This window comes from Deltaproteobacteria bacterium (assembly GCA_003194485.1).
GTDB lineage: Bacteria > Desulfobacterota > Dissulfuribacteria > Dissulfuribacterales > UBA3076 > UBA3076.
This window is the reverse complement of record PQXD01000042.1, coordinates 1-3,395: the sequence shown is the minus strand read 5'-3', so window position 1 is coordinate 3,395 and position 3,395 is coordinate 1. Positions and strand designations below refer to the sequence as shown.

General features: G+C 52.2%; 2 protein-coding genes. One reads left to right on the top strand and one right to left on the bottom strand.

Going from position 1 to position 3,395, the window contains the following annotated elements; genetic code table 11:
• On the top strand, positions 1-2,059 hold a 2,059-nt coding region (locus C4B57_11425), incomplete at its 5' end, for a copper-translocating P-type ATPase (protein ID PXF52144.1).
• Between the two features lie 92 nt (positions 2,060-2,151).
• On the opposite strand, the gene C4B57_11420 is transcribed toward C4B57_11425, so the two are convergent.
• Positions 2,152-3,363, bottom strand: coding sequence for a hypothetical protein (locus C4B57_11420; GenBank protein PXF52149.1), 1,212 nt, complete (start codon positions 3,361-3,363; stop codon positions 2,152-2,154).
• Positions 3,364-3,395 lie beyond the last annotated feature (32 nt).

Sequence of the window (3,395 nt, the reverse complement as noted above, 5' to 3'; positions counted from 1 at the left end):
TTGCCCCAAGTGTGGTATGGCACTGGAGCCGGTTGTGGCAAAAGTTGAAGAAAAAAATGAAGAACTCATCGACATGAGCCGTCGCTTTTGGGTCAGCACCGTGCTGGCTTTGCCAGTGTTTATTCTGGCGATGGTTGCTGATTTGCTACCTGCATGGTTACCGGGAGGGCTTTCCATGCAAACGGTTCAATGGATTGAGTTTGCGTTAGCAACACCTGTTGTATTATGGGGTGGTTGGCCATTTTTCGTTCGAGGTTGGCAGTCCGTCCAGACCTGGAATCTCAATATGTTTACCTTGATTGCACTGGGTGTCTCAGTAGCCTGGGTATACAGTGTAGTTGCCTTATTGTTCCCACAGATTTTCCCGCCCATCATGCAAATGGAAGGCGGTTTGGTAGATGTCTACTTTGAAGCCGCGGCCGTGATCACGGCGCTGGTGCTTCTAGGGCAGGTGCTTGAATTACGCGCCCGCTCACGAACCAATGCGGCCATTCAGATGTTGCTCGGACTCGCCCCGAATACGGCACGCATCGTGCGAAATGATGGAACGGAAGAAGATATCCCGTTGGAGCAGGTACAACCCGGCGATACCTTGCGTGTTCGTCCCGGTGAGAAAGTACCAGTAGATGGTACGGTCATTGATGGTGAGAGTAACGTGGACGAATCCATGGTCACAGGTGAACCCATTCCGGTGGCAAAGTTTGCCGGCGAGAAACTGATCGGCGCGACGGTTAACGGAACCGGCAGTTTATTAATGCGAGCAGAAAAAGTTGGCGCCGATACCTTGCTTGCACAAATCGTCAACATGGTGGCCGAGGCACAACGCTCACGAGCACCGATTCAAAAATTGGCCGATGTAGTGGCAGGTTATTTTGTACCCACCGTTGTTGGCATTGCTGTAATCGCATTTATTGTCTGGTGGGTGTGGGGACCGGAGCCGCGCCTGGCACATGCTGTTGTTAATGCCGTTGCCGTACTTATCATTGCCTGTCCATGTGCACTGGGACTTGCTACACCTATTTCTATCATGGTGGGAACAGGTCGTGGTGCTATGGCCGGAGTTTTAATAAAGAATGCCGAAGCACTGGAGATCATGGAAAAAGTCAATACCCTGGTAGTGGACAAGACCGGTACGCTGACCGAAGGCAAACCAAAACTGGTCGCAGTGCAAGCAGAAGAAGGCTTTACCGAAGATGAAGTATTACGTATAGCCGCCAGCCTCGAACGCGCCAGCGAACACCCTTTGGCAGAAGCGATTGTATATGGCGCAAAAGAGAAGGGGGTTGAGTTGGCTAAGACCAATAACTTCCAGTCCATTACAGGCAAAGGTGTCACGGGTGAAGTGGATAGACATGCGGTGGCGGTAGGGAACATAAAACTGCTGGAAAGTCTGGGTATCAAAGCGGGAGACTTGGCGCAACAAGCGAATAAACAACGCACCGAAGGTAAAACTGTTATGTTGATTGCTATTAATGGCAAGGCAGCGGGATTGATTGGTGTTGCAGATCCCATTAAAGACTCAACACCGGAAGCTATTCGCGATTTGCATGCCGAAGGTATCAAGATAGTGATGCTCACAGGTGACAGTCATGCCACCGCAGAAGCTGTTGCAAGCAAACTGGAGATCGATCTGGTACAAGCTGAAGTATTACCTGAACGAAAAGCCGAAGTCGTTAAACAGCTTCAAGAAGAAGGCCGTATTGTCGCCATGGCGGGTGATGGTATTAACGATGCCCCTGCATTGGCACAGGCTCAAGTCGGTATTGCAATGGGTACAGGTACCGATGTGGCAATGGAAAGTGCTGGCGTCACTTTAGTCAAAGGCGATTTGCGAGGTATCGTTAGAGCCAGACGATTAAGCCGAGCCACCATGCGTAATATCAGACAGAATTTGTTCTTTGCCTTCATTTATAACTCGGCGGGCGTTCCTATTGCCGCGGGAGTGTTGTATCCGTTCTTTGGAGTACTGCTATCACCAATTATTGCTGCCGCAGCAATGAGCTTCAGCTCAGTTTCCGTGATCAGCAATTCGCTCAGGCTTAGACGCGTGCAATTATAAACCTTGAAAGACAATTTTCGATGGCATCAAAGCCGGCCAATCGGCTATCCGGGGGTTTTTCTCCCCCAGCCCCGCAACACCCTGCGTGCGGGTCACTGCCTGCCGACCGGGGAATATAGGACACCCATACTCCTTTTATCCCTACCTTCGATACCTTTTATAATCCTTTTTAAGGCCTCAGCCACGTCTTCCTGGTCCTTTTCTTCAAGCAAGGGATAAAGGGGGAGTGAGAAGAGCCGTTCACTGTTCCATTCTGCATTGGGAAGTACGCCGGGCCTGTAGCCGTATTTTTCCCGGTAAAAACGCTGGAGGTGGATTGCAGGGAAGTGGAGGCCTGTGCCGATATTTTCGTCCTGCAGGGCCGCAAGGAACTGGTCGCGATCAATTGTGAGTGCCTCGATCTCGAGACGCACTACATAAAGATGCCAGGCGTGGTGATGGGGATAGGGGACCTGGCCCAGGGGACGGATCTCGGGGATCTCTGCCAGGAGCCGGTGGTAATTTTCGGCAAGCTCCGCACGCCTCTGGTTAAATTCCTGGAGGCGCGCTAACTGGTGGATCCCGATGGCAGCCTGGAGATCCAGCATGTTGTACTTGTAGCCCGGCTCCTCTACCTCGTATTGCGGAACCCCGCCCTTGGAGTAACGTTTCCAGGCATCCCGCGAAATACCATGGAAGCGGAGTCTGCGCATCCTTTTGGCCCTTTCCTGATCGTTGCAGAGGACCATCCCACCCTCGCCAGTAGTCATATTTTTGATGGGATGAAAGCTGAATACAGCGAATTCACTGTCTGAGCCAACCAGCCTGCCACGATAGACAGTGCCAACCGCATGGGCTGCACCTTCAATAAGGCTGAGCCCCTTTGCCCGGCATATCTCTTTTATTGGATCCAGGTCGCACGGAGCTCCTGCAAAGTGCACTGGAATAACGGCCCTGGTCCTTGAAGACAGGTGTCTCTCCACCCCGGCCGGATTGATCTGCAGGGTCTCCAGGTCCACATCCGCAAAGACCGGCCGTGCACCACACAATTCAATGTTATTTACTGTAGAGGGCCAGGTTATCGAAGTTGTAATGACCTCATCCCCAGGTGCCAAGTCCAGTATAGCCACTGCCAGGTGTAACCCGGCGGTGGCAGAGTTCACAGCAATGGCCTCCTTATTCCCAATCCATTGCAGAAACTCGTTCTCAAAGCGAACAACCTTGGGACCGGTGGTCAGCCAGCCGGAGCGCAGGCTGTCCGCCACCTCGTCTATTTCTGCCTGGCCGATGGTCGGGCGGGAAAATGGCAAAAAAACGGACCTCACAGGGATGTTGCCAGTCATTATACACTCCTTGT